Source organism: Deinococcus aquaedulcis (genome assembly GCF_019693445.1).
Lineage (GTDB): Bacteria > Deinococcota > Deinococci > Deinococcales > Deinococcaceae > Deinococcus > Deinococcus aquaedulcis.
Genome location: NZ_JAHRBL010000005.1, coordinates 30,447 through 48,386, shown reverse-complemented (window position 1 = coordinate 48,386; position 17,940 = coordinate 30,447). Strand labels below are relative to the sequence as shown.

The window sequence follows — 17,940 nt, the reverse complement described above, 5'->3', positions numbered from 1 at the left end:
GGCGCGGTGCTGTGGCTGTTTTTGCCCTTCGTGGTGATTCTTTCCGGCGTGGTGGCCTACGCCGCCGACACCATTGCCAAGAAGGCCGGGCGCAAACACCTGCGCTGGTTTGGGCTGCGGCCCAAGCAGACGGCCCTGATTGTGGCGGTGCTGTCCGGCATGGCGATCAGCGCGGCCAGCCTCGCGGCCTTCTTGCTGCTCAACCGCTCGGCGGTGAACACCATTGCCCAGGCCGATCAGCTGCGCCCCCAGCTGGAGGAGCTGCGCCGCGAAATCACCGTGGCCCAGGCCCAGATTCGCGCCGCGCAGCAGGACCGTGACCGCGCCCAGCAGGAAGCCCAGCGCCTGCGCACGCAGCAGCAGGCCGCCGAGGCGCGCCTGGAAACTGCCCGGCGCGACCTGAACGCGGCGCGCGCCGCCGAAGCCACCCTGAAAACCCAGGCCGCCGGGCTTCAGGGCCGTGTGCAGACCCTGACCCAGACCCGCGAGACCCTGGAAGCCCGCGCCGCCCAGAGCCGCGCGCAGCTGGCCCAGTCGGACGCGGCCCTGAAGGCCAGCCGCAGCCGCGCCCAGACCCTGGATGCCCAGGTGGTGGACCTGAACGCCCGCGTGGCCCTGGCCCAGCTGGAGGTGCGCCGCGCCCAGGACCGTGCCCAGGCCGCGCAGCAGGCCGCCGAAACCGCCCAGGTGCGCGCCGCGCAGGCCCAGACCAGTGCCCGCGCCGCGCAGGCCCAGGCCCAGACCCAGACCCGCGCCGCCCAGGCTCAGGCCCGCACGGCGCAGACGCAGGCCCAGGCCGCCCAGGCCCAGGTGCGCGCGGCCCAGGCGCAGATGGCCCAGGTGCAGGCCGCCCGCGACGCTGCCCGTGACGCGCTGGCCCAGGCCAAGACCGAACTGGCCCGTGCCCAGGCCCAGCAGCGGCAGGCCCAGACGCAGCGTCAGCAGGCCCAGGCCGAGGTGACCCGCCTGAGCGCCGAGCGCACCCGCCTGAGCACCGAACGTGATCAGGCCGCCCGCGAGCGCGATCAGGTCCGCGACGATCTGGGACGCCTGCAGCAGCAGCAGGCGCAGCTGAAGAGCAGCAACGAGGCCCTGGCGCGCGATCTGGCCCAGGCTAAAGCCACGCTGGGCCGCCTGCAGGACGAGTATTCCAGCAGCCGCGCCGAGCTGAGTGCCACGCGCAACAGCGACCTCGCTTACCCCAAGAACGAACTGGTGTACGCCGCCGTGGTGCCCAGCGTGCGCAACCTGGACACCTTCTTGCAGGACGCCGGGCGCAGTGCCCAGGCACGCGGCGCCCGTGGCACCCCGGCCGTGCGCCTGAGCGCCGCCGCCCGCAGCGCCCTGGAAACCAAGCTGCGCGGCCTGAACGTGAGCACCTTCGTGCAGTGCCGCGCCGCCCAGAACGCTGCCACGGGCCTGCCCGTGGAACTCACCTGCGACGCCCGGCCCAACACCGTGCTGTTCCGGGGCAACCAGATCATCCGCCGCGCCAGCGTGTCGCTGGGCGGCAATGCCAAGGCGCTACAGGAACAGATCAGCGACCTTGTCAAAGACACCGTGCTGGACGTGACTTCGCGCGGGGTGCCCAGCGAGTATGTGCAGGGCCTGGACGTAACCGAGTTCGCGGACCTGCTGACCCGCCTGGGCAACCGCACCGGGGGCACGGCCGTGGTGGGCATCGCCGCGCGCAGCGACGTGAAGCCCGGCAGCCGTGTGGACCTGTATCCGGTGCTGCCCTGAACGGCGGGGAGTAGGAAGTAGGTTGTGGGAAGTGGGGAAGACGGCTGGGGGTGGCGCTTCCCGAGCAGAGCGAACGGCAAGACACATTTTCGTCGATGGTTGGAGCAGTTGGCGGCACGCGGCCCGACAAACCTGCTGTTTTTCTTTTCCCCCTGGCGGCGGGCTCTGTAGCGCTGTGCGGCAGAGGTTGGAGCTTGGGAAGCGGCGCAGCCGAGGGGGTGAGCAGGCCCAGCGGCTCAGATGACGTTTCTCTCAGGGCCTGCTCGCCTCGCCTAAAAACAGTCCGAACTCTTGCTGATCCGGAAGCCGAAAAATTCAGGAGCACGGTATGGCATGTTTCTGACCGGAGGGCCTCGTAGAGGGGCGAAGCAGAGAAGGCAAACGGACGGGCTTCCGGGAATTGGGCTGGGACGCGCCGGAGGTGGGGAACCGCCGCCTCTTTCCCGACTGTTCCGGACTTGGACAGCCGTTCGTCTCAATCGCGGCGCGGAACCCCTAGCCTTGGCGGCGCGCCGAACAAGGTCTTGTCGTCTTCCGCTCAAGTTCCCGTCAGGCTGGGCCGCTATCCTGCCGCTATGCGCCGTTTGGCCCTGCTGACCCCCTTGCTGGCCCTGTCCCTGAGTTCGGCCCTGGCCGCCCCCGTGCGCGTGGAGTTCTGGCATGCCATGGGCGGCGTGCAGGGCGTGGTGGCCGGCTACGCCCGCGAGTTCAATGCCGCCCAGGACGCTTACGAGGTGGTGCCGCAGGTGCAGGGCAACTACCGCGAGCTGCTTCCCAAACTGCAGGCCGCCCTGAAGGCGGGCAAGGCCCCGGCCCTGGTGCAACTGGAATTCACCCAGTTTCCGGCTCTGGCGGCGGGCGGGCAACTGGCTGACTTGTCGCGCGCCGCCGACGCCCTGCCCGACGCCCTGGTGGGCGACCTGTATCCGGCGGCCTGGAAGTCCGGGCAGCTGAATGGACGCACCTACGGGCTGCCCTGGAACCTCAGCGTGCCGGTGCTGATGTACAACGCGGGCACCCTGGGGCGCGCCGGGCTGACAGCGCCCGATACCTGGGCGCAACTGGAAGCCCAGAGCCGCGCGCTGGCCACTGGTGGCCGCCGCCCGCTGGTGGCCGCCGCCGACGCCTGGACCTTCGAGGCCAACGTGCTGTCGCGCGCTGGGCAGCTGGTGTCCGGCTCGGCCCCGCGCCTGAACAGCCCCGACGCCGTGGAGGCCCTGACCCAGCTGGCGCGCATGAGCGCCGCCGGGCAGGCCCAGGCGCGCACCCTGAACGAAGCCACCCGCGCCGCCTTCGACTTTGCGCGGGGGCAGAACGTCTTTGTGCTGGCCAGCGTGGCGAACTGGATTGACGCGCGCAAGCTGCCGTTTTTCAACCTGGGCATTGCGCCCTTTCCCTGCGAGAAACCCGGTGAATGCACGGTGCCCCTGGGCGGCGCGACCCTGGCTGTGCCGGCGGGCACCCCCGCCGCCGAACAGGCTGGCGCCCTGGCCTTCTGGCAGTTCCTGATGCAGCCTGCGCGGCTGGCCCACTGGGTGCAGGCCACCGCCTACGTGCCGCCCCGGCGCGCGGCTGGGCCCCTGCTGGACGACTGGTACCGCAAAAACCCGCAGCTGCGCGCCGCGCATGCCCAGATTGGCCGCGCCGTGCCGCGCCCCAACCTGCCCGAGTACGCCGCCTGGACCGCCCTGCTGGAAGAGGCTATCCTGAAAGCCACCACCGGCAAGCTGAGCGCCAAGGCCGCCCTTGACGACGCCCAGAAGCGCGCCGAGCGGTAGGGCAGAGGCCCTCAACGAGGAGGCCCGTCGCCGGACTTGGCGGTGGGGCGCCCCGGTCACGCCAGAAGCAACAGATTTTTTTTCCGACCACTGCCTCTTCCTGTCCCAGGCGCTATGCTCGGGGGGTGCTGCTCGCCTACGCCCTGCTGACCCTGCTGGCCACGGCGGCCCTGGTGCTGTTTCTGCTGCGCCCAGGGCTGGCCCGGGCCGGGGTGGTCTGGGGCCTGGGCGCGCTGCTGCCGCTGCTGGCCGCACTGGTCGTGGCCCTGAGCCACGGCGGCTGATCGGGCCCCACCTGTGCCCTCTCGCGGCGCCAATTCGTGCAGAAACCCAGGGCCCCACTAAGCTAGTTCGCGCATGATGGTGCGGGGCAGCGTGTCGTTTGCTGGGGGCATGCCGGCTGCGCTGTATCCACCCCTGGCCCTCCGGGTCACCACCCCCAGACTCACGCTGCACGGGGCCACCGACGACCTCCTGGCCGAACTGCTGCCCACCGTCCGGGCCGGGGTGGTCACGCCCCCCGAGCCTTTTGACGACCCCATGTCCCTGTACGAGCCCAATCCGCGCCGCGAGCGCCTGTGGCTGCAGGCCATCTGGCGGGGACGCGGCATGGTGCGCCCGGACGCCTGGCGCCTGTATTTCGTCGTGCTCTGGCAAGGCCGGCTGGTGGGCATGCAGGACCTGATCGGAGTGAACTTCGACACCTGCCGGACCGTGACCTCCTTTTCCTGGCTGGCGCCAGATGTCCGGGGCCAGGGGCTGGGCCGCGAGATGCGCGCGGCGATTCTGCATCTGGCCTTTGCCGGCTTTGGGGCTGCCGAAGCAGCCAGCGACGCGCTGTTCGACAACGCGGCTTCCAACCGGATCTCGGCGGCCCTGGGCTACCAGCCCAATGGCACCGACTGGGCCACCCGGCGCGGTCAGCCGGTGCTGGTCCAGCGCTGGCGCCTGCAGCGGGAGGCCTGGGCGCGGACCCGCCGGGACGATATTCAGCTGGCCGGGGTCGAGGCGTGTCGGCCCGTGCTGTTCATTGAGGCGCCGGAAAGCACTTAAGGGCCTCGCCCCTCCCCCATGCCAACGGTTCAGAAAAGCACCGAAACGTTTCCATTCTCGGTGCAAGGCCCTTTCTTCGCTTCTCGCTCTGCGGCGCAGCTGTTCCAGCCCGCTCGGGTGATCTAAAGATCAACAGCGAGCGACTTAGGCGCAGGTCCGGCGGCGCCTACTCGCCTAGATACCGCCGCAGGTCGTCGAGGTTGTGGCTGGTGCCAATCACCACCAGCTTGTCGTGCGGGCACAGTTCGTCCTCGGCGCGCGGGGTCACCTCAATCTTGCCCGCGCGGCTGATGGCGATCACCTGCACGCCAAAGCGCCCGGTGAGGTTCAGGTCGCGCAGGGTGCCCTTCAGGCGCTCGTTGGCCTCGATTTCCACGATGGCGTAGTCGCCGCCCAGGTCCAGCGTGTCCACGATGTTCGGGGTGGCGATCTGGCGGGCCAGCCGCACGCCCATGTCGTGTTCCGGGCGAATCACGAGGTCGGCGCCAATGCGCTCCAGCACCCGGCGGGCCATCTCGTCAATCGCCTTGCACACCACGTAGGGCGCGCCCAGGCTCTTGGCGTTCATGGTGGCCAGAATGTTGGCCTGCACGTCGGTGCCGATGGCCACCACGACCACGTCAAAGTCGCCCACGCCCAGGGTGCGCAGGGCGCGCTCGTCGCTGGCGTCCACAATCGCCGCGTGCGTCACGAGGTTCATCACGCGCTCCACGTTTTCTTCGTGCTGGTCAATGGCCACCACTTCGTGGCCCATTTCGTAGAGGGTGGTGGCCACGGCGGTGCCGAAGCGGCCCAGCCCGATCACAAGACATTGTTTGCTTTTCATGGTTCACAGGTCCTTTCTGGCATGCAGGAAAGCGGCGGGCTCAGCCGATCAGAATGTCCTTGTCGGCGGGGTAGCGGGCCGGAACGGGCGAACGCGGCCGGCCGAACGCCACCGCGAAGGTCAGCGGCCCAATGCGGCCCAGGAACATCAGCGCGATCAGCACCACGTGCTGGGCCGGGTTCAGCAGCGGCGTGGTGTTCATGCTCAGGCCCACGGTGCCGAAGGCGCTGACCGCCTCGAAAAACAGGTTGACAAAGCGCACGTCGTCGCGGGTATTGAGGCTCAGCAGCGCAATCAGCATCGCGTTGACCAGCCCAATGCTCAGCAGGCCCACCGTCATGGCCCGCAGGATGGTGTCGGTGTCAATGCGGCGCTCAAAGAGCGTGGTGTCGCGCCGCCCGCGCACCATGCTCCAGGCCGAGGCCATCATCACGTAAAAGGTGCTGGTCTTGATGCCGCCGCCCGTGGAACCGGGGTTGGCCCCAATAAACATCAGGATGATGGTGACAAACAGCGTGGTCAGGCCCATGGCGCCGTAGTCCAGGGTGTTAAAGCCCGCCGTGCGTGTGGTCACGCTCTGGAAGAACGAGGCCAGCACCCTCTCGCCCAGCCCCAGGGGCCCCAGCGTTTTGGGGTTGTTCCATTCCAGCACCAGATACGCCACCGTGCCAATGAGCAGCAGCGCGGCCATCATGGTGAGCACCAGTTTGCTGTGGACCATCAGGCGGTTGCGCCGGGGGTTCAGCAGGTGCGCCACCACATTCAGCTGCACCAGAAAGCCGGTGCCGCCCAGAATAATCAGCAGCGCGATCACCATGCTCACCAGCGGGTCATCCACAAACCCCATCAGGTTGTCGCTGTACAGGGCAAAGCCCGCGTTGTTAAAGGCGCTGACCGAGTGAAACAGCGAGTAGAACAGCCCCCGCCCCCAGCCTTCCTTGGGCACGAAGCGAAAGGCCAGCAGCGCGGCCCCTACCAGCTCAATGACAAAGGTGTACAGGAAAATCGCCCGGATCAGGCCCAGCACGCCCCCGGTGTTCAGGGCGCTGACCTGCTGGGCCAGTCGCAGGCGCTCGGTAAAGTTCACGCGGCGCCGCGAGATCAGCGCAAAGGCCGTGCCGAAGGTGATGATTCCCAGGCCGCCGACCTGAATGAGCAGCATGATCAGCACCTGCCCCAGCCGGTTGAAATCCTTGCTGGGGTCAATGACGTTCAGGCCGGTCACGCACAGGGCGCTGGTGGCGGTAAACAGCGCCTGCAGAAAGTTCACGCTGCGCCGCGTGCCGTCCGGGTTCAGGCCGTGGGTGACCGGCAGGCTGAGCAGCGCGCCCCCCACCAGAATGGCCAGGGCAAAGGACAGCGCGATCAGCTGCGGCGGGCTCAGTTGCGACAGCGGCGAGAAGCGGCGGCGGACGCGGCCAGCACTCAGGTCGCGGGGGGAGCGGGGCGGGCGCGTCATAGAACGGCCCGGATTGTACGCCGTTCGGGCGCCTGCGCGGCAGCCCCCCTGGGGCGGGGGCTCTATACTGTTCTGCTATGCCGCGCCCCGCTCGCCCTGACCGCCACGCCCAACCCCGGCGCAAAGCCCGCCCCCGGGGCGACCACCGCGCCCGCCAGCCGGCCCACGAATACGAACTCGAAGCCCTGCGTGGCCTGGAGCATGTGGCCGCTGGCGAACTGGCGACGGTGCCGCTGGCCCGCGACGTGCGCGGCCTGCGCTTCTGGTTTCCGGGCGACCCCGCGCGCCTGACCCGTCTGAAGTCGGCGGTGGCGGTCTACCGCGTGCGCACCTGGGACGTGCCGCGCCCGCGCGGCCTGCTGGGCCACCAGCAACTGGGCGAACTGACGGACTTTCTGCTGGGGGCCGTGCAGGTGGGCGCGCACCGCTCGTTCCGGCTGGCGGCGGCGGGCAAGGAATCAGCCGTGATGCAGCGCCTCGCCGAAGAGTTGCAGACGGGTCTGAACCTGCCCCACGACCCCGAAGCCGGCGAACTATTGATCCGCCTGCGCCCCGAGGAAGGGGGAGGCGGCTGGGACGTGCTGGCCCGCATCACGCCGAAGCCCCTGAGCGCCCGCGCGTGGCGGGTGTGCAACATGGCGGGCGGCCTGAACGCCACCATTGCCTACGCCGCCCACAAACTGGCCGGGCAGCGCGAACAGGACCGCATTTTCAACCCCATGAGCGGCAGCGGGACCTTGCTGATCGAGCGCGACCTGATGGGCCCCAGCGCCGCGCTGGTGGGCGTGGACCTGAACCCAGAAGCCGTGAAGTGTGCCCGCGCCAATATCCAGGCCGCCGGGCGCGACATTGAGGTGGCGGTGCGCGACGCCCTGCACACGGACCTGCCCGCCCGCTCCTTTGACCTGATCATGGCCGACCTCCCCTGGGGCGACGCCATCAGCACCCACCAGAGCAACGAAGTGCTGTACCCGGCCTTCTTGCAGGAGATGCACCGCCTGACCAGCCAGCGCGGGCGCCTGTGCGTGATCACCCACGAAATCCGTCTCTTCGAGCGCGTGCTGTCGGCCCAGCAGAAGTGGAATGCCCACGAACTGTTCCAGGTCGCCAGCGGCGGGCACCATCCGAAGGGGTATTTGTTGAGTAAGGGGTAGTGGGGAGTGGGTTGTGGGAAAAGAAGGGGGCAGGGCGCGGGAGGCGGTGCGCGGGGCTTGACAAGCGCCAGGCTTGCGCATCAGGCTGTTCCACTCCCCACTCCCCACTCCCCACTCCCCACTCCCCACTCCCCACTCCCCACTCCCCACTCCCCACTCCCCACTCCCCACTCCCCACTCCCCACTCTCCATCTGCCACACTGCCCCCCATGACCACACCATTTCGCTGGGGGATTCTGGGGGCGGCGCGTATTGCGCAGGCGCTGATTCCGGCCATTCGGGACGCGGGGGGTGAGGTCACGGCGCTGGGGGTGCGTGATCCCCACAGCGACCGCGCACGCGCCTTTGCCCAGGAATGGGAGGTGCCGCTGGTGGGGGGCTACGCCGACGTCCTCGCCTCGGATGTAGACGCGGTGTACAACCCGCTGCCGGGCGACCTGCACCACCCCTGGACCCTAGCGGCCCTGCAGGCGGGCAAGCACGCCCTGACCGAAAAGCCACTGACCCTGAACGCCGCCCAGGCGCAGGACTTGGCCGACGCGGCGGCCCATTCGGAGCGGGTGCTGCTGGAAGCTTTTGCCTACCGCTTTCAGCCCCATGTGGTCCGGCTGCGCCAGATCGTGGCCGAGGACCTGGGCGAGATCCGCGCAGTGCGCGCGGCCTTTGGCTTTCACATGGACAACCCGCACGATTTCCGCTGGCACGCGGCCCAGGGTGGCGGCGCGCTGTACGACGTGGGCACCTACCCTGTGAACCTCACCCGATTGCTGCTGGGCGAACCCCTTTCGGCCCAGGCGGCGGCCCGCTGGACAGAGGGCGGCCCGGCGGCGGGCGTGGATATGGCCCTCAGCGGCGTGCTGACCTACCCCGGCGCCCTGGTCAGCCTGGACTGCGCCTTTGACTGGACCGACCCCAGCACCCAGGCCGTGACCGTGGTGGGCACGCGCGGCACCCTGCGCATGGAGGGCGTGTTCCACAGCCACACCCAGGGCCCCCAGACCCTGCGACTGACCGTGGGCGAGCAGGTGCGCGAGGAAGTGTTCGCGGCCAGCAACGGCTACGCCCAGATGGTCCGCCACTTTATGGCGGTGGCCGCCGGGCAGACCCCCGCCCTCTACCCGCCCGCCGACGCCGTGGCGCAGGCGCGGGTGCTGGACGCCCTGTACGCCTCGGCACGCAGCGGGCGCGTGCAGCCGCTGGCCTAATACGGATTCCGCTCATTTCCGGAAATCCGTACTTTTCCCTCTCCCTTCGGAAGCCTTATAAGTCGCTCGAAGTTGATCACTAGATCAACCGAGCGAAGCGAGTATCGACAAGAGGACGTTGCACCGGGAGTGGAGACTTTGCGGCACTCTCCTGAACAGTCGCCACGTGAGGTGCGACGTCCTTAGAATGCCCCCCATGACCGATCCACTGCAGGGCTGGCAGCCCGCCCCCGCTGGGCACAAACACGTGGTCAGCATCAGCCTGGGCAACAGCACCCGCAACGCCCGCGAAACCGTGACCGTGCTGGGCCAGCCCTTCGTGATCGAGCGCCTTGGCACCGACGGCGACGCAGCGAAAATGGCGGCCCTGTTCCGCGCCCTGGACGGCCGGGTAGACGCCTTTGGGCTGGGCGGCGCGGACCTGTACGTGATTGCGGGCGGCAAGAAGTACGTGTTTGCCAACGTGCGCAAACTGGTGGCGAATGCCCGGCAGACCCCCGTGCTGGACGGCAGTGGCCTGAAAAACACCCTGGAGCGCGACGCGATTGCCCAGCTGGATGGCCTACTGCAGTGGCGCACCCAGAAGGTGCTGATGGTCTCGGCGGTGGACCGCTTTGGCATGGCCGAGGCCCTCTCAGAGCACGGGGCGGACGTGGTGTACGGCGACATCGTGTTCGGCCTGAACCTGGACCGGCCTCTGCGCTCCATCATGTCGCTGCGCCGCGTGGCGGGGCTGGTGCTGCCGGTGATCACCAAGCTGCCCCAGGACTGGTTTTACCCCACAGGCGCCAAGCAGGAGCAGAGCGTGGAAGGCAAGGGCACCAAATACTACGCCTGGGCCGACGTGATTGCGGGCGACACCCACTACGCCAAGCGCTACGCGCCGCAGAACCTGCAGGGCAAGACCATCCTCACCCAGACCATCACGGCCGCCGACCGCGAGTGGATGAAGGCGCGGGGCGTGCGCCGCCTGATCACCACCACCCCGCGCATGGGCCAGCGCAACTTTGCCACCAACGTGCTGGAGGCGATGTTCGTGGCCCTCAGCGGCGGGCGCGAGGCCCTGAGTGGCCCGCAATACCTGGATTACATCCGGCAGGTGGGCTTTCAGCCGGAAATCAACGACCTGGACTGAGCCGGAGGCTGGGGCCAGACTCGGTTCAAGCCGGGCAGAGCGAGGAGAAGCGAGGAGCACAGCTTGCACCGCCGCCGAGGGAGGGGGGCCCCGGGGGTGACTTCACCTCAACGCAGGCTGTCCAGGGCAGTGCCCAGCACCTTGACGTACTTGGGGTACTGCGATTTGGCCGCGTTGGCGGTCACGATCAGCAGCCCGCCGGGCACGGGGGTGGCGCGCAGGTCGTTGTAGATAGGGCCGTCGGCGCCCTGCACCCAGAAGCGCAGCACCACCCAGGACCGGGTGCCCAGCGTCTTGATCCCCCGGCTGTCCCAGCGGAACCCAGGAACGCCTTGCACCGAGCGTTCCAGCAGGCTTTTCAGGACGGTCATGTCGCCCGGCACCTCGACGCGGCGCACCGCAAAGGCGATGTTCACCGCCCAGCTCGGCCCCGGGGTGGAATACACGGCCGCAGGTGGCGTCCCACGCGCGTATTTGAGCTTCAGGATGTCCGGGGGCATCTTCACGAAGCCCTGGGGAACGGTAAAGCGCACCCCCGTGCCGGGCACCTCCACGGGCGCCGCCTGGGCAGGGGAGAGCACGGCAGCCAGCAGCAGCACAGTCAGAACGCGGCGCATGGGGGCAGTGTACGGGCGCCGGATGGGGTGCGGATGGAGCCTCTGGGCATGAAACCTCAGCCGGGCGCGCCCAGCACTGCCGCCCACTCGGGAACCTGCGAACTGACGCGCAGCAGGTGCAGCAAGGAGGTGCCGGGGCGACTGTGCCACAGGCCCCGGCCTCGTGGGCTTTTGGATTGCGGGCCAGGCGGCGCAGGGCGTCGTGCAGCAGGTAGGCCAGCAGGCGCAGCGCGGCGCCACTGCCCAGCACGCCCGGCGCTTCCTCCTCGTAGCCGCGCCGCAGGTCCGGGGCGGCCAGCGGGCCGCCGTACGTCAGGTCCAGCACGGGGTCGCCCCAGCCGGCGTCGCCCCAGTCAATCAGGGCCGTCAGTGCGCCGCCCCCGGTCACCATCAGGTTGCCGGGATGCAGGTCGTTGTGCAGAAAAACCGGGCGGGCCAGTGGCGGATGGTCGGCCAGCAGGCGCGCCGTGAGAGCAGCGGCCCACTCGGCATCATCGGCCCCCAATCGGGCCGTCTCCGTCACCTGCGCCTGAACACGCGCCACGTCGGGCGGGTGAATGGCTTCCAGGCGGCCCAGCGGGTCGGGCACGGTGCGCACCGCCGCATGCAGCCGGGCCAGTTCGCGCCCCGCTTCCTGCCACGCGCGGCGCAGGCGGGGGTCGCCGGGGCGCCAGCCCAGGGTGTCCAGACTGCGGCCCGGGGCCAGGGCATACAGCGTCACCGGAGCGTCCACGATGTCCCGGTCCTCGTCAAAGCGCAGCAGTTCGGGCGTGCGGATGCCGGCCCGGAAGGCGGCAGGCGCGGCCACGCTCTCGGTCAGGGTGTCTTCATCGTCGCCGCGCAGGGGCACGCGCAGCACGGCCGGCTGGCCCTGCCATGCCGTCTGGTAGACCCGGTTCACGATACCCGCGCTGGGCAATCGGCGCAGCGGACCCTGCAGGCTGTATTTCTGAACGAAAGCCTGCTGCTCGGCAGGAGAAAGGTCCGGTAAGGCAGCCACCCCTGCATTTTTGGCGCCCGGCCCGATCCCCGCCATGCGCCAACTGGCCGAGCCTGTTCCGAAGCAGTTTGCCCCAGAGCAGTTGACCAATGATATAAATTTTCAATCTCAAGCAATCAATTGGAACTTTTTTACATCATTTCGCCGCTGACTTGTGGTTCAGTGGAGGCGTCAGGAGGACACTATGAATTCCGTTATGCTGAGACTGACACTGGTGCTGGGTTTAACCGCGTGTGGCACGCAGGCGCCGCAGCCTATGGCGCAGGTGGGGAAAGCCCTGCAGCCGCAGGCGACCACGCTGAACTTCAGCGGGTTCACCTGGGCCCTCAAAGAAGGCCAGGGCATGGGCCCAGGGCCCAACAACTGGTCGAGCCGCAACGTCTGGGTGGACCCTGCTGGCGACCTGCACCTCGCCATTCGCCGCGATGGAGGCGCGTGGACCAACGCCGAACTGTTCACCAGTCGCCGCCTGGGCTACGGCACCTACGAGTGGCGGGTGATCGGCCGCGTGGACCAGCTGGACCAGAACGTGGTGCTGGGCCTCTTCCAGTACCCCACCCCCGACACCGTGCCCGCCGGGCAGGACCCGGACGGCCTCTTTGAGATTGACGTCGAACTGGCCCGCTGGGGGCAGGCCGGCGCGCTCCCGCTGAACTACACCACCTACCCCAGCGTGCGCGGCCAGCCCGTGACCTCGCGCGTGTTGCCGCTGCAACTGCAGGGCACCTACACCACCCACCGCTACACCCGCCTGCGCGACCGCGTGATTCACGAAACCTTCGGCGGGCACACCACCGCGCTGTCCAACCGCATTGGCTGCAACGAGTTCGTGTGGCCCGCCACCTACGACCCGGGCACCGGGCGCTGGACCAACCCCCGTATTGCCCAGATCGAGATGCCCGTGCACATGAACCTGTGGCTCTTCCGGGGCATGGCCCCCGTCAATGGCCAGGACACCGAAGTGATCGTGCGCCGTTTCCAGTACGCGCCCAGCGACGGCAGCGTGAACGCGGGCACCCCCCGCTGCTGAGCACGGCGCGCAGTGTGGGGGCGGGGTCTGGGGCCAGCCTCTGACTTGAACGCTCCTTTCCACCCTCACCCCCATGCCGGGCCCTTCCCACGCCGGGAGGGCCCGCTTCTGGCTGCCCGGTACACTGCCCCCTATGCAGGCACTGGTGGAGGCGATTCGGCAACAGGGTGAAATCTTGCCCGGCGGCATTCTGAAGGTGGACGGGCTGGTGAACCACCAGCTGCTGCCCGACCTGACGCGCGAGATGGGCGAGACCTTCGCCCGCCACTTTGCCCCGCTGGCCCCTACCAAGATCGTGACCATTGAGGTCAGCGGCATTGCCCCGGCCATCGCCACAGCGATGACGCTGGGCGTGCCCATGGTCTACGCCCGCAAGAAAAAGCCCGTGACCATGAAAGAACCCATTTTCACCGCCCAGTCGGTCAGCCGGACCAAGGGCGGGGTGGTGGACCTGTTTGTGAGCAGCGAGTTCCTGGGCCCGGGGGACCGGGTGGTCGTCATCGACGACTTCCTGGCCTCGGGCGGCACCCTGCGCGCCCTGAGCACCCTGATTGCCCAGAGCGGCGCGGGGCTACTGGGCATTGGCTGCGTGGTGGAAAAGCAATTTGAACACGGCCGCGCCAAGCTGGCGGACCTGGGCGTGCCCATTCACACGCTGGCGAACATTGTGCGGATGGATGAAACGGGAATGGAAGTGGTGAGTGGGCAGTAGGGAACTGAGGAGGCGGGAAGCGGGAGGTGGGGTGCAGGCAAAGATTGGGGTGGGGGAGAGACGATTGGCTTTGGGCGCTTGACGGGGGTTGGGCTCGGCGCTCGCCCTTTGTCCGCAGCTTGCATCCCGCACCGCTTTGTGAACAACCTCACTTCGTAATTTGTGTTACGCTTCATGAGGATCGATCTGTGGTGGCACTTGTGGCCCTAGGCTCCGGGGCTGGGCAAGTGCCTGCTGGGGTGCTGTGCCGCAACACGCTTGCGCTGCCTTGAGAGAACAACGGGCGCTGCCCCCGCTGCGGCCTGACTGACTTCTGCGGGGAGGTAGAAGCCAGTCAGGTGCAGAAGAGTTCCGGTTTCATCTGGGGAGGATGAGCCATGAGACGTTTACTCAGTGCGTGTGCACTGCTCTTCAGCGTGGTCCTGAGTGGCTGCGCGCCGCAAAGCCCGCCTGCTGTCGCTGACGCGCCACTGGCCGCCGCGCCAGCCCTGCGGGCGCAGTCGCATGACCGTTATCAGAACCTGTCGTACACAGTGACCGGGCCCAACACGGTGCGCTTTGAGCTGCGCGGGGGCTTTCGCGCCAGCTTTTATCTGCTGGATGACTGCCGCACGCCTGCTGGCGGACCGGCGGCTTGCACAGGCCCCGGTGGCCTGCCTGCGGTCGGCGATTACGTGGACATGGACGCTAGCACCAGCAACTCCTTTGCGTTTGGGGACGGTACCTTCCGCTCGGGCAGCATGACCGGGCGGGTCACGGCCGTGGATGCGGCGGGCGACCTACTGTATGCCCGCGCCATTACCCAGACGGGCAGCACCATCGAGAACGGGTTTACCAAGACCTATGCGGGCCCTGGCCCCTACACCGCCCTGTTCCAGGCATGCTGCCGGCTGGACGGCGCCAACACCGGCACCAATGACAACTACCGCGTGCGCAGCGTGGTGAGCTTCGCGGGGAACACCGCCAACCCGGTCACCACCCTGCCACCGGTGGTGGACTGCGTGGTGGCAACCCCCTGCAGCTTCAGTGTGCCCGCCGCCGACCCTGACGGCCATGTGCTGGTGTTCCGGCTGTCGAATCAGCCCAGTGTGCTGGCCGAAACCGGCATCGGTGGCGCCCTTCCAGGCAGCATCAGCCCGGCTGGGCTCTACAGCGTGCCCGCCATCAGCGCGGCGGCCGGCACAGTGTTTGCCACGCAGGTGACCATTGAGGAACGCCTGGGTTCGCCGTCGGGGACCCTGATCGCCACCACGCCCGTGGATTTCCTGATCCGGCTGGTCACGGGCAACCCACCGGCCTTCAACACCAGCCCGCCCTTCCCCAGTAACGGACAGGTCTTCACCGTGAACGTGGGCACGCCCCTGAGCTTTCAGGTGCGGGCCACCGACCCCGACGGCACGCCCGTGACCGTCAGCGACCTGGGCCTGCCCCCCGGCGCCACTTTCGGCGGTTGCGTGGCGGCGGGCGGCACGACCACTTGCGACCTCGCCTGGACCCCAGAGGCCGATGAGGCGGGCAACTCCTTCGTGGTGGCCTTTACCGCCCGTGACGCCTCGAACGTGTCGGCAGCGCCCTACAGCGTGACCATTCAGGTGCCAGCCAACACGCCGCCCACCCTGACATTGCCCGCCAACCAGAGCGCCGAGGCCACCTCGGCCGCCGGCGCCGCCGTGTCCTTCAGCGCTGGGGCCGCAGACGCCGAGGACGGCGCCCTGACCCCGGTGTGTACCCCCGCCAGCGGCAGCACCTTCGCCCTGGGCACCACGACCGTGATGTGCACGGTGACCGACAGCGGCGGCCTGAGTGCCAGCGGTAGCTTCACCGTGACGGTGGCTGATACCACGCCGCCCACCTTGAGCCCGCCGGCCAATGTCAGCGTGACCCCGGCCCCAGGGCAGTTCAGCATGCCGGTCAGCTACCCGCTGCCCGCTGCCAGTGACGCCGTGGACAGCAGCGTGAGCGTGGTCTGCACCCCGGCCAGCGGCAGCACCTTTGCGCTGGGCACCACCACCGTCACTTGCACCGCCACCGACGATGCGGGCAACTCGGCGCAGGCCAGCTTCACCGTGGCCGTGCGCTTTGCGGTGCAGGGCTTCTTCCAGCCCGTGCGCATGAACGAACTGAACGTGATCAAGGCGGGCAGCGGCGTGCCGCTGAAATTCAGCCTGGGCGGCGACTGGGGCCTGAACATCCTGGCTGCCGGGTCACCGTCCTCCATGCCAGTGTCGTGCACCACCCTGGGCGCGCTGGGGCCCGCCGTGCCCACCGACGCCTCGGGCGGCTCTGACCTGCATTACGACGGCCAGTACGGCTACGTGTGGAAGACCGAGAAAGCCTGGGCCGACACCTGCCGCACCGTCCGCGTGACGCTGCTGGACGGCACCGCTCTTGAGGCCAGCTTCCGTCTGCGTTGATTGCTCTGCTGATCGCCTGCGCCGCCCCCACGTCGGGCGGCGCGGCTGTTTGGGGGGAGGGTGTGGTGCGTCGGTTGTGGGGTGTAGGAAAAACGAGAGGCTTGACAGGCCCGCCGGACCACATGAGGCAGTTTCACTGCCATCTGCCCAACCTAACGCCCGTTTGGATACCATAGGCCGCATGACACAGCCGGGCATCGAACTTCAGGAACTCATTGCGGCCATGGAGCAGCGCCGCGCGAAGGTGGAGCAGGGCGGCGGCCCGGAGCGGCTGAAAAAGCAGAAGCAGGGCGGCAAGCTCACGGCCCGCGAGCGCATTGAGGTTCTGCTGGACCCCGGCAGCTTTCTGGAGATGGGCACCTTCGTGGAGCACCGGGGCGGGCGGCTGATGCAGGGTGTAGAGGCCCCAGGCGAGGGCGTGGTGACGGGCCGGGGCACCATTGATGGGCGGCAGGTGTTTGTCTTTTCGCAGGACTTCACGGTGCTGGGCGGGTCGCTGGGCAAGATGAACGCCGCCAAGGTCACGAAAATCATGGATCTGGCCGCCAAGACGGGCTGTCCGGTTATTGGCCTGAACGACAGCGCCGGCGCCCGCATTCAGGAAGGCGTGGACAGCCTCTCGGGCTACGGCGAGATCTTTTACCGCAACGCCATCTATTCCGGCGCCATTCCGCAGATCAGCGCGATTCTGGGGCCCTGCGCGGGCGGCGCGGTGTACTCGCCGGCCCTGACCGATTTCATCCTGATGAGCGAGGGCAGCAGTTACATGTTCATCACGGGCCCGGAAGTCATCAAGTCCGTCACGCGTGAGGACGTGACCTTCGACCAGCTGGGCGGCGCCGACGTGCACACCCGCAAGAGCGGCGTGGCCCACCTGGAATACGACGGCGACGAGGCGGTGCTGCGCGGTGTGCGCGACCTGCTGGGTTACCTGCCGCAGAACGCCCACGAGAAGGCCCCCGCCCTGCCCACCAACGACCCCGCCACCCGCACCACCGAAAAGCTGCTGGACATCGTGGTGCCGGATCAGCGCAAGCCCTACCCCATGCACGACGTGATTCACGAACTGGTGGACGACGGCACCTTTCTGGAAATCCAGCCCGGCTGGGCGAAGAACATCATCGTGGGATTCGCGCGCCTGAACGGGGAAAGCGTGGGCATCGTGGCGAACAACCCGCGCGTGATGGCGGGCACCCTGAACATTGACGCCAGCGACAAGGCCGCGCGCTTCATCCGCACCTGCGACTGCTACAACATCCCCATCCTGACCCTGGTAGACGTAACCGGCTTCCTGCCCGGCGTGGCGCAGGAACATGCGGGCATCATCCGCCACGGCGCCAAGATGCTCTACGCCTACGCCGAGGCCACGGTGCCCAAGATTACCCTGATTACGCGCAAGAGCTACGGCGGCGCGTACCTCGCCATGAACAGCCGTGACATGGGCGCCGACGTGGTGTACGCGTGGCCCACCGCCGCCGTGGCCGTGATGGGCGCCGAGGGGGCCGCGAACATCGTCTACCGCCGCGAGATTGCGGGCAGCGAGAACCCCGACGCCACCCGCGCCCAGAAAATTGCCGAGTACAAGGACGCCTTTGACAACCCGTACGTGGCCGCCAGCAAGGGCTACATTGACGACGTGATCCCTATGGAGGACACGAGGCGCATCCTGATTCAGACGTTCGAGATGCTGCGCGACAAGGAAGAGGCGAGGCCCTACAAGAAGCACGGGAATATTCCGCTGTAAAGGGTCGTGGGGAGTAGGGAGTGGGAAGTAGAAAAAGCGCAGGGGGCAGTTCCACTAACCACTCTCCACA

General features: G+C 68.2%; 14 protein-coding genes and 1 pseudogene. 11 read left to right on the top strand and 4 right to left on the bottom strand.

The window, feature by feature from the left end:
- Nucleotides 1–6: 6 nt before the first annotated feature.
- From KMW22_RS08325 to KMW22_RS08310, 4 genes are all read left to right on the top strand, one after another.
- Nucleotides 7–1,743 carry a DUF3084 domain-containing protein gene (locus KMW22_RS08325; RefSeq protein ID WP_221089580.1) on the top strand — a complete coding sequence of 579 codons (1,737 nt, stop codon included), beginning with the start codon at nt 7–9 and terminating at the stop codon, nt 1,741–1,743.
- A 575-nt stretch (nt 1,744–2,318) separates the two neighbouring features.
- Complete coding sequence (locus tag KMW22_RS08320; RefSeq protein WP_221089579.1) at nt 2,319–3,521, top strand: ABC transporter substrate-binding protein; 1,203 nt, start codon at nt 2,319–2,321, stop codon at nt 3,519–3,521.
- Between the two features lie 125 nt (nt 3,522–3,646).
- On the top strand, nt 3,647–3,805 hold the full coding sequence (locus tag KMW22_RS08315) for a hypothetical protein (RefSeq protein WP_221089578.1): 159 nt from the start codon (nt 3,647–3,649) through the stop codon (nt 3,803–3,805).
- 73 nt (nt 3,806–3,878) lie between these two features.
- Nucleotides 3,879–4,574, top strand: coding sequence for a GNAT family N-acetyltransferase (locus tag KMW22_RS08310; protein ID WP_235692786.1), 696 nt, complete (start codon nt 3,879–3,881; stop codon nt 4,572–4,574).
- Nucleotides 4,575–4,740: 166 nt separating this feature from the next.
- On the opposite strand, the gene KMW22_RS08305 is transcribed toward KMW22_RS08310, so the two are convergent.
- Entirely contained in the window at nt 4,741–5,400 is a 660-nt protein-coding gene (locus KMW22_RS08305) for a potassium channel family protein (RefSeq protein ID WP_221089577.1), read from the bottom strand.
- A 40-nt stretch (nt 5,401–5,440) separates the two neighbouring features.
- Nucleotides 5,441–6,859, bottom strand: coding sequence for a TrkH family potassium uptake protein (locus tag KMW22_RS08300; protein ID WP_221089576.1), 1,419 nt, complete (start codon nt 6,857–6,859; stop codon nt 5,441–5,443).
- Nucleotides 6,860–6,936: 77 nt separating this feature from the next.
- On the opposite strand from KMW22_RS08300, the gene KMW22_RS08295 reads away from it, so the two are divergent.
- The 3 genes from KMW22_RS08295 (at nt 6,937) to KMW22_RS08285 (ending at nt 10,353) form a co-directional block, all read left to right on the top strand.
- The gene (locus KMW22_RS08295; protein ID WP_221089575.1) at nt 6,937–8,013 is read left to right on the top strand and encodes a methyltransferase domain-containing protein; all 1,077 of its coding nucleotides are present in this window, start codon (nt 6,937–6,939) and stop codon (nt 8,011–8,013) included.
- 209 nt (nt 8,014–8,222) lie between these two features.
- The gene (locus KMW22_RS08290; protein ID WP_221089574.1) at nt 8,223–9,218 is read left to right on the top strand and encodes a Gfo/Idh/MocA family protein; all 996 of its coding nucleotides are present in this window, start codon (nt 8,223–8,225) and stop codon (nt 9,216–9,218) included.
- A gap of 196 nt (nt 9,219–9,414) precedes the next feature.
- A complete protein-coding gene (locus KMW22_RS08285; RefSeq protein WP_221089573.1) occupies nt 9,415–10,353 on the top strand; it encodes a quinate 5-dehydrogenase in 939 nt (312 codons plus the stop codon).
- Between the two features lie 107 nt (nt 10,354–10,460).
- Here the strand turns inward: KMW22_RS08285 and KMW22_RS19320 are convergent, their stop codons facing one another.
- Nucleotides 10,461–10,970 carry a hypothetical protein gene (locus KMW22_RS19320; protein WP_235692785.1) on the bottom strand — a complete coding sequence of 170 codons (510 nt, stop codon included), beginning with the start codon at nt 10,968–10,970 and terminating at the stop codon, nt 10,461–10,463.
- A gap of 367 nt (nt 10,971–11,337) precedes the next feature.
- Nucleotides 11,338–12,006: pseudogene (locus tag KMW22_RS19715) on the bottom strand (phosphotransferase family protein); the annotation flags it as partial.
- 160 nt (nt 12,007–12,166) lie between these two features.
- Between KMW22_RS19715 and KMW22_RS08275 the strand changes: the two are divergent.
- From KMW22_RS08275 to KMW22_RS08260, 4 genes are all read left to right on the top strand, one after another.
- On the top strand, nt 12,167–13,000 hold the full coding sequence (locus KMW22_RS08275; RefSeq protein WP_221089571.1) for a glycoside hydrolase family 16 protein: 834 nt from the start codon (nt 12,167–12,169) through the stop codon (nt 12,998–13,000).
- A 133-nt stretch (nt 13,001–13,133) separates the two neighbouring features.
- A complete protein-coding gene (gene xpt, locus KMW22_RS08270) occupies nt 13,134–13,712 on the top strand; it encodes a xanthine phosphoribosyltransferase (protein ID WP_221089570.1) in 579 nt (192 codons plus the stop codon).
- Between the two features lie 377 nt (nt 13,713–14,089).
- On the top strand, nt 14,090–16,126 hold the full coding sequence (locus KMW22_RS08265; protein ID WP_221089569.1) for a PxKF domain-containing protein: 2,037 nt from the start codon (nt 14,090–14,092) through the stop codon (nt 16,124–16,126).
- 181 nt (nt 16,127–16,307) lie between these two features.
- Nucleotides 16,308–17,870, top strand: a complete 1,563-nt coding sequence (locus KMW22_RS08260; protein ID WP_221089568.1) for an acyl-CoA carboxylase subunit beta — start codon at nt 16,308–16,310, stop codon at nt 17,868–17,870.
- Nucleotides 17,871–17,940 lie beyond the last annotated feature (70 nt).

What these genes read in the sequence shown, in the direction of transcription:
- KMW22_RS19320 (WP_235692785.1), bottom strand. Translation starts at nt 10,970, where the DNA reads ATGCGCCGCGTTCTGACTGTGCTGCTGCTGGCTGCCGTGCTCTCCCCT.
- KMW22_RS08265 (WP_221089569.1), top strand. Translation starts at nt 14,090, where the DNA reads ATGAGACGTTTACTCAGTGCGTGTGCACTGCTCTTCAGCGTGGTCCTG.
- KMW22_RS08295 (WP_221089575.1), top strand. Translation starts at nt 6,937, where the DNA reads ATGCCGCGCCCCGCTCGCCCTGACCGCCACGCCCAACCCCGGCGCAAA.
- KMW22_RS08305 (WP_221089577.1), bottom strand. Translation starts at nt 5,400, where the DNA reads ATGAAAAGCAAACAATGTCTTGTGATCGGGCTGGGCCGCTTCGGCACC.
- KMW22_RS08320 (WP_221089579.1), top strand. Translation starts at nt 2,319, where the DNA reads ATGCGCCGTTTGGCCCTGCTGACCCCCTTGCTGGCCCTGTCCCTGAGT.
- KMW22_RS08260 (WP_221089568.1), top strand. Translation starts at nt 16,308, where the DNA reads ATGACACAGCCGGGCATCGAACTTCAGGAACTCATTGCGGCCATGGAG.
- KMW22_RS08310 (WP_235692786.1), top strand. Translation starts at nt 3,879, where the DNA reads ATGATGGTGCGGGGCAGCGTGTCGTTTGCTGGGGGCATGCCGGCTGCG.
- KMW22_RS08285 (WP_221089573.1), top strand. Translation starts at nt 9,415, where the DNA reads ATGACCGATCCACTGCAGGGCTGGCAGCCCGCCCCCGCTGGGCACAAA.
- xpt (WP_221089570.1), top strand. Translation starts at nt 13,134, where the DNA reads ATGCAGGCACTGGTGGAGGCGATTCGGCAACAGGGTGAAATCTTGCCC.
- KMW22_RS08290 (WP_221089574.1), top strand. Translation starts at nt 8,223, where the DNA reads ATGACCACACCATTTCGCTGGGGGATTCTGGGGGCGGCGCGTATTGCG.
- KMW22_RS08300 (WP_221089576.1), bottom strand. Translation starts at nt 6,859, where the DNA reads ATGACGCGCCCGCCCCGCTCCCCCCGCGACCTGAGTGCTGGCCGCGTC.
- KMW22_RS08275 (WP_221089571.1), top strand. Translation starts at nt 12,167, where the DNA reads ATGCTGAGACTGACACTGGTGCTGGGTTTAACCGCGTGTGGCACGCAG.